Below are 7,156 nucleotides of genomic sequence, written 5' to 3'. Positions count from 1 at the left end.
GGTGTGTATTTTAGATTTTAAAAATTATCCACACTTTTTATGTGGATTAGTGTGGATAACGGTGGATAGGGCTAATTTGGTTACCATAAATCAAATAGAGGTAGCAAATAATTTTAAAATAATGTGTATAATTTTGTCCACTGTCGAAAAGGCACAAATAAAGGATTTTTAATGCTATATGTGTAAAAATGAGTCGTAAAAAGTGGATATTTTTGCAGATAATACACAAGTTATCCACAAGTTATCCACAAAATGTGGATAATGTTACGTAAACCATGAAAATAATACACATAATACCTTTTTCCACATATTTGTAAACTGTACTCTGGTATGATAGGGATTCCCGGCTATCCTCAAAAATGCTGAAAAAATCTCGATTTTATGCTTTTTTATGCTTGACGGGCGGCGTTTTTATGAATATAATTGAAATGATGTTCTGATTAGGTTAGAATAATTTAATATTTAGGATAGATAAAGGAGGTGCTTTACCTATGAAAATGACATTTCAGCCGAAAAAGAGATCCAGAGCGAAAGTCCATGGCTTCAGAGCTCGTATGAGCACAAAGGGCGGACGTAAAGTATTAGCTGCCAGAAGATTAAAAGGAAGAAAGCAGTTATCTGCTTAAGACTGATAAGACCGCAGTTAATGTGGTCTTTTCTTCTATATAAAAAAATTTCTTTAGAAAAGGAGAATTAGATGAAATACTCAGACTCCTTAAAGAAGAATCAGGATTTTCAAAAAGTATACCGAAAAGGAACATCACAGGCAAATCGGTATCTGGTGATGTACGTGCTCAAAAATAAAGAAGAGCACATGAAGAATCGTCTGGGAATATCAGTAAGCAAAAAAGTAGGGAATAGTGTGGTACGCCACAGAGTCACCAGGTTGATCAGAGAGAGTTATCGTTTAAACGAAGAGGTATTCAGGCGCGGACTTGATATTGTTGTGATAGCAAGGCCGGGAGCAAAGGGCAGGACTTACAGAGAAATAGAGAGCGCTCTTTTGCACCTTGCGGACAAGCAGCATATTTCCAACAGCCATGATAATGAGACTGAAATTCCGCTGAATAACAGAAATGGGGCTGATCCCGCGGAGGAAAAAGATCATGATAAAAAAGTTAATGATTAAGATGATTCGTCTCTATCAAAAATATTTATCACCGATGAAGAGAACAAAATGTCCTTATATTCCCACATGTTCTCAATATGGTTTAGAAGCAATCGAAAAATATGGTGCGTTAAAGGGCGGACTTCTTGCGGTGTGGAGGATACTCAGATGTAATCCTTTTTCCCACGGAGGTTACGACCCTGTACCATAAAACGACAAAAGGTTACAGTTCAGCTGAAGGATGAACTGCAACACAAAAAGTCTAGGAGGAATTAAACTTGGATATTTTTTTAGCAACGAAGAGCAGTGCGCCTATCATAGGCCAGGTTGCATCCATCATGGGATGGATCATGAATGGCATTTACAAAATGCTTGACAGTCTGTTTGGTATTCAGAATCTTGGCCTGTGTATTATTATTTTCAGTATTATCATATTTGCTCTTATGACACCGCTGCAGATTAAACAGCAGAAATTCTCCAAATTAAGCGCAGTAATGCAGCCTGAAATTCAGAAAATCCAGAAAAAATACCAGAATAAAAAAGATCAGGCTTCCATGCAGAAGATGCAGGAAGAAACGCAGCTCGTATATCAGAAATATGGAGTTTCACCTACTGGTAGCTGTGTGCAGTTAGCCATACAGTTCCCTATTCTGATGGCATTGTGGCAGGTTATTTATAAGATCCCTGCATATGTAGGAAGCGTTGGGGATGTTTTCACAGACGTAGTAGCCAAAATCGTAAGCGTAAACGGATATACGGATTTAATCCAGAACTTTATTACAGATAACAAAATGACCCGTGTGCAGCTTATCCTTGAAGAAGGGAAAGCTACCAGCAATTCCATTATTGACTTTTTGTATGCATTATCTCCTTCCCAGTGGAAGGATTTATCTGAGATGAGTCAGTTTTCCAGCTTTTCCGGAATGATTGACAAGTCTGCTTCAGAGATTTCAAAGATGCAGAACTTCTTTGGATTGAACATTGCAGATCAGCCATTGAACTATATTAAAGCTGCCTTTACTGGCGGTGCAATCGCTCTTGCAATTGCGGCTGTTTTGATTCCTGTTCTTGCATGGGTAACTCAGGTGCTGAACTATAAGCTGATGCCCCAGGCTGCAAATCAGGATGACAGCAATTCTACTATGAATGCTTCCATGAAAACAATGAATACGGTTATGCCTTTAATGTCAGCAGTATTCTGTTTTACATTCCCGGTAGGTCTTGGTATTTACTGGATTTCCAGTGCAGTAGTGCGTAGTGTACAGCAGGTTATGATCAACCGTCATCTTGATAAAATTGACATTAACGATTTAGTTAATGAAAATATGAAAAAGATTGAAAAGAAACGTGAAAAAGAAGGTTTGCCGCCTCAGAAAATAACCAATCAGGCAAGTATAAGCACCAAAAATATTAATACAAAAATTGACAAGGGTGAAAGCGGCAAAAACGCCGGCGAGAGAGCAAAAAAAGTCGATGAATCCTACCAGAATGCAAGGAATGCGAAACCCGGAAGTATTACAGCCAAGGCAAATATGGTAAGAGATTTTGATGAAAGAAACAAGAAGAAGTAATTGGAACGGAGGGTTTCAAAATGCAGGATTACATTCAGTTTTCAGCGAAAACAAAAAGTGAGGCAATCACAAAAGCATGTATTGAGCTGGGAGCATCCAGTGATCAGTTAGATATTCAGGTTGTCAGCGAAGGCAGCTCCGGATTTTTCGGTATTGGCAGCAAGCCCGCTATCATCAAAGCAAAGAAGATTCAGACAGTTTCTGAGGATGAGGAACTGAAGGAAATTGTAGAAGCTGTTAAGGTTGAGGCCATTAAAGAAGAAGGTTTCAAAAAGCCGGTTCAGAAGCCAGCGAAAAAGCCAGCCCGCAAACCGGAGCCTGTAAAGAATGAAGCTGGAAAAGCAGAGCCTGTGAAGGTTCAGAAGGAGCAGCCTAAGGAAGCTGTAAAGGAGCAAAAAGAAACAAAGGAATTTAAGGAAAAACAGCCAAAACCAGCAAGAGAGAAACAAAATAAAGAACGTCCTGCAAAGGAAAAGCCTGTGAGAGAAAGACAGCCGAAGGAGAAGGAAGTTCAGAAAGAAAAACCGGTAAAGGCATCCAAGCCGGTAGAAATCATTTCAGATCCGGAAGAAATTAAAGAGATTGAAGAGAGAGCAAAGGTTTTCCTTCATGATGTATTTGCTTCTATGAATCTTGGAGAAGTGGAAGTAAATTCCAAATATAATACGAAAGACGGTTGTTTGGAAGTGGATTTCGAGGGTGACGATATGGGAATCCTGATCGGTAAGAGAGGACAGACCCTTGATTCTCTCCAGTATCTTACAAGCCTTGTGGTAAACAAAGGAAAATCCAATTACATCCGCGTGAAGCTGGATACAGAGGATTACCGCAGACGCCGTAAGGAAACTCTGGAAAATCTTGCAAGGGGAATTGCCAGCAAGGTAAAGAAAACCAGAAAACCAGTTGTTTTAGAGCCAATGAATCCATACGAGAGACGAATCATCCATTCCGCACTTCAGGGAAACCGATATGTGGAAACTATCAGTGAGGGTGAGGAGCCATACCGTCATGTGGTTGTAAAATTAAAGAGATAGTAAAAAACTATGATTTATAAAGGTGTTATTCCAGGTGAAAGATGGAAGAGCAGGTATGAAAGCGGATGAATCCGTTCTGTTCCTATGTCTTTTTGGAATAACACTTTTTTATTAAAAAAATTCCGTAAAAGACAAATTTTCATAAGGAGATCAATAGATATGGACACAACGATTGCTGCCATTTCTACTGCCGTGAGCGCCTCCGGAATCGGAATCATCCGTATCAGCGGACCGGAATCTATGGATGTTATTTCCCGTATTTACCGCTCAAAGGGAGGCAAAAAAAAGATAAAAGAGGCAGAAACCCATACCATCCATTACGGTTACATTTATGATGGAGAAGAGGAAGTTGATGAGGTTCTGGTCATGATCATGCGCGCTCCCCGTACCTTTACAGGGGAGGATACGGTTGAGATAGATTGTCACGGCGGCGTGTATGCCATGAATCGTGTATTGGAAACTGTTTTGAAAAACGGAGCAAAAACAGCGCAGCCCGGAGAATTTACAAAGAGAGCCTTTTTAAACGGAAGGCTGGATCTGTCTCAGGCAGAGGCTGTTATGGATGTGATCCAGGCAAAAAATGATTATGCCCTGAAAAGTTCCATGAACCAGCTAAAAGGTTCTGTCCAGAAGGCAATTAAAAATATCAGAGGTGACCTGCTTTATGAGATCGCCTATATCGAATCCGCGTTGGATGACCCGGAGCATATCAGTCTGGATGGGTATCCACAAAGATTAATGAGGATTGTGGAAAAAGAAGAAAAAGAGCTTCAGCATTTGTTGAAAACTGCCTCTGACGGAAAAATCATCCGGGAAGGAATCCAGACAGTTATCCTTGGAAAGCCAAATGCCGGAAAATCTTCTCTTTTAAATATTCTTGTAGGTGAAAACAAAGCAATTGTGACAGATATAGCGGGAACGACCCGGGATATTCTGGAAGAATACATCACTCTTAACGGAATCACCTTAAAGATGGTGGATACAGCCGGAATCCGGGAAACCCAGGATGTGGTGGAAAAAATCGGTGTAAGCCGCGCCCGGGAGATGGCAAAAAAGGCGGATCTGATCCTCTATGTGGTAGATTCCTCAACTTCTTTGGATGAAAATGACGAGGAGATCATTTCTCTGCTGAGAGACAAAAAGGCAATCGTTATTTACAATAAAACGGATCTTGAGCCAGTGGTAGATATGGAGGAATTGAAGACAAGGATCCAACATCCGGTAATCCCTGTTTCAGCAAGGGAGGAGACAGGAATCCGTGAATTGGAGGAAGAGATAAAAGCCATGTTTTTCGGCGGAAATATCTCCTTTAACGATCAGGTTTATATCACCAATGCACGTCACAAGGAAGCTTTGGAAGAGGCAAATGCAAGCCTTCTGATGGTAAAGCAGAGTATTGAATTAGGGATGCCTGAGGACTTTTTCTCCATTGATCTTACAAACGCCTGTGAAAGCCTGGGCAGGATCACGGGAGAATCAGTGGGCGAAGATTTGGTAAATGAGATATTCAGTAAGTTTTGTATGGGAAAATAAAGGAGCAGGTGATCATCATGAAAAATTTATGTGAAGATTATGATATCGTCGTAGTCGGTGCAGGTCATGCCGGATGCGAGGCTGCCCTGGCAGGTGCGCGCCTGGGGCTTCGGACGATCATGTTTACCGTAAGTGTGGACAGCATTGCCCTGATGCCGTGCAATCCAAATGTCGGAGGAAGCTCCAAAGGGCATCTGGTGAGGGAGCTGGACGCATTAGGCGGAGAAATGGGAAAAAATATTGACAAAACCTTTATCCAGTCAAAAATGCTCAATTGTTCAAAAGGCCCTGCTGTCCATTCTCTGCGCGCGCAGGCGGATAAGCAGGCGTACAGCAATGAGATGAGAAAAACACTGGAAAATCAGGAAAACCTTACGATCCGTCAGGGAGAGGTGACAAAGCTGCTGGTGGAGGACGGAAGGATAACAGGTGTTTTGACTTATTCAGGTGCTGTTTATCATTGCAAGGCCGTGGTCTTGTGTACAGGAACTTATCTGAAGGCAAGATGTATTTACGGTGATGTAAGCAATTATACAGGCCCGAACGGTCTGCAGGCAGCCAATTATCTCACGGACTCCCTGAAGGAGCTGGGAATCGAAATGTTCCGCTTCAAGACAGGAACTCCTGCCAGAATAGCGGGAAATACCATTGATTACAGCAAGATGGAAGAGCAGTTCGGAGATGAAAGGATCGTTCCGTTTTCCTTTTCCACAAATCCGGAGGATGTACAGATTGAGCAGAAGTCCTGCTGGCTGACTTACACAAATGAAAAGACACATGAGATCATCCGGGCAAACCTGGACCGCTCGCCGCTGTATTCCGGAAAAATAGAGGGAACAGGGCCCCGTTATTGTCCGTCCATAGAGGATAAGGTGGTCCGGTTTGCGGATAAAAACCGTCATCAGGTGTTTATCGAGCCGGAAGGACTTTATACAAATGAGATGTATATCGGAGGTATGTCAAGTTCTCTGCCGGAAGACGTGCAGGCAGAGATGTATCACAGTGTAGCAGGACTGGAAAATGCGAAAATCGTTAAAAATGCCTACGCCATTGAGTATGACTGCATCAATCCGAGACAGCTTTATCCTACTTTGGAGTTTAAAAAGATAAAGGGACTTTTCAGCGCAGGACAGTTTAACGGAAGCTCAGGATACGAGGAAGCAGCCGCCCAGGGCCTGATAGCGGGAATTAATGCAGCGCTGGAAATAAAAGGGCAGGAGCAATTGATCCTGGATCGTTCAGAGGCATATATCGGCGTTCTCATTGATGACCTTGTTACAAAAGAAAATCATGAACCCTATCGTATGATGACAAGCCGTGCGGAATACCGCCTGCTTTTGCGCCAGGATAACGCGGATCTGCGTCTGCGCAAAAAGGGCTATGAGGCGGGTCTGGTGGATGAGAAAACATACCGGAAAATACTGGAAAAGGAGCGCATGATCCAGGAGGAGATCAAGAGGGTGGAAAACACTCACATAGGAAGTACACAGGAGGTACAAAGCCTTCTGGAAAGCTTGAGCAGCACTCTGCTGAAGTCAGGAACAACGCTGGCTGAGCTGATCCGCCGCCCGGAGCTTTCTTATGAAGTTCTTGCGCCTATTGATAAAGAGCGCCCGCAGCTTCCGTGGGATGTAAAAGAGCAGGTTGACATTAACATTAAATATGATGGTTATATCCGCCGTCAGTTGAAGCAGGTAGAACAGTTTAAAAAGCTGGAAGCGAAAAAGATCCCGGAAGATCTGGATTATGAAAAGGTGGGAAGCCTTAGAATCGAAGCGCGGCAGAAGCTGGAATTATACCGCCCTGTCTCCATTGGACAGGCATCCAGGATTTCCGGCGTTTCTCCGGCAGATATATCGGTTCTTCTGGTCTATATGGAACAGTACGGCAGGGAAAAGAAGGAGGATTAG

At 42.6% G+C, this 7,156-nt stretch carries 7 protein-coding genes; all 7 read left to right on the top strand.

All coding sequences use genetic code 11. From position 1 onward, the window contains the following. The first annotated feature begins 491 nt into the window (after nucleotides 1-491). The gene (gene rpmH, locus ACESZH_RS16660) at nucleotides 492-626 is read left to right on the top strand and encodes a 50S ribosomal protein L34 (protein WP_005423866.1); all 135 of its coding nucleotides are present in this window, start codon (nucleotides 492-494) and stop codon (nucleotides 624-626) included. 71 nt (nucleotides 627-697) lie between these two features. After that, nucleotides 698-1,129 carry a ribonuclease P protein component gene (gene rnpA / locus ACESZH_RS16655; protein ID WP_373215787.1) on the top strand — a complete coding sequence of 144 codons (432 nt, stop codon included), beginning with the start codon at nucleotides 698-700 and terminating at the stop codon, nucleotides 1,127-1,129. Further along, nucleotides 1,110-1,319: a membrane protein insertion efficiency factor YidD gene (gene yidD, locus ACESZH_RS16650; protein ID WP_373215908.1), complete on the top strand. Its 210-nt coding sequence runs from the start codon at nucleotides 1,110-1,112 to the stop codon at nucleotides 1,317-1,319. The genes rnpA and yidD overlap by 20 nt, the downstream gene beginning before the upstream one ends. A 67-nt stretch (nucleotides 1,320-1,386) precedes the next feature. Beyond that, nucleotides 1,387-2,679, top strand: a complete 1,293-nt coding sequence (gene yidC / locus ACESZH_RS16645; protein WP_373215789.1) for a membrane protein insertase YidC — start codon at nucleotides 1,387-1,389, stop codon at nucleotides 2,677-2,679. Nucleotides 2,680-2,699: 20 nt separating this feature from the next. Further along, nucleotides 2,700-3,713, top strand: coding sequence for an RNA-binding cell elongation regulator Jag/EloR (gene jag, locus ACESZH_RS16640; protein WP_373215791.1), 1,014 nt, complete (start codon nucleotides 2,700-2,702; stop codon nucleotides 3,711-3,713). A gap of 159 nt (nucleotides 3,714-3,872) precedes the next feature. Continuing rightward, nucleotides 3,873-5,246: a tRNA uridine-5-carboxymethylaminomethyl(34) synthesis GTPase MnmE gene (gene mnmE, locus ACESZH_RS16635; RefSeq protein ID WP_373215793.1), complete on the top strand. Its 1,374-nt coding sequence runs from the start codon at nucleotides 3,873-3,875 to the stop codon at nucleotides 5,244-5,246. A 17-nt stretch (nucleotides 5,247-5,263) separates the two neighbouring features. Then, on the top strand, nucleotides 5,264-7,156 hold the full coding sequence (gene mnmG / locus ACESZH_RS16630) for a tRNA uridine-5-carboxymethylaminomethyl(34) synthesis enzyme MnmG (RefSeq protein WP_373215795.1): 1,893 nt from the start codon (nucleotides 5,264-5,266) through the stop codon (nucleotides 7,154-7,156).

Source organism: Ruminococcus sp. 5_1_39BFAA (assembly GCF_964240875.1).
Lineage (GTDB): Bacteria > Bacillota > Clostridia > Lachnospirales > Lachnospiraceae > Blautia_A.
Note: the sequence above shows the minus strand (reverse complement) of the source record. Positions and strands in the feature narration are given on the sequence as shown.